The organism is Alicyclobacillus fructus, assembly GCF_017329605.1.
GTDB classification, from domain to species: Bacteria; Bacillota; Bacilli; order Alicyclobacillales; family Alicyclobacillaceae; genus Alicyclobacillus; species Alicyclobacillus fructus.
Genome location: NZ_JAFMTY010000084.1, coordinates 1 through 477, shown reverse-complemented (window position 1 = coordinate 477; position 477 = coordinate 1). Strand labels below are relative to the sequence as shown.

The window sequence follows — 477 nt, the reverse complement described above, 5'->3', positions numbered from 1 at the left end:
CGTACGACCATGGATATTCAACCCCATTGCTGCGGACGGCGTGCAGCGCCACGATGTTCATCGCCCATGTGTACACTTTGTTCGAACTGTCGTAGAGCCGACTTCGACACTTTGTAGTCATACAAAGTCCCACGAACCCATTCCTGGCGCTAGTTCGTGGGACCTGTGGATAACTCGTGTAGTGTCTACAGCCCTCGTGTTCGAGGTTCCATGCGCAGAATTCTTGGTGGCTCCGTGATCCGTAGCGCTCGCAGGATTTCCCACTGTACCTCGGTCGTTTCTGTGCGCTGCACGACGATCCCATCCGGCGTGCTCTTGGTCACCTGGTGCATCGCTTGCATGTGGGAGCGGATGTCGGGCCAGGAGCGCCCTGTTTGGACTTCGGCGATGCGCACCAGCAGCAAGGCCAGCCAGCACAGCAACACATGCGAACGGATCCGCTCGTCCTTCCGGTGATACATGGGACGGATGTCCAAC

General features: G+C 57.9%; 1 pseudogene. It reads right to left on the bottom strand.

Annotated elements, in window-relative coordinates:
* Window positions 1-185: 185 nt before the first annotated feature.
* Window positions 186-477 (bottom strand): annotated as a pseudogene (locus J3481_RS14420) (IS1634 family transposase); the annotation flags it as partial.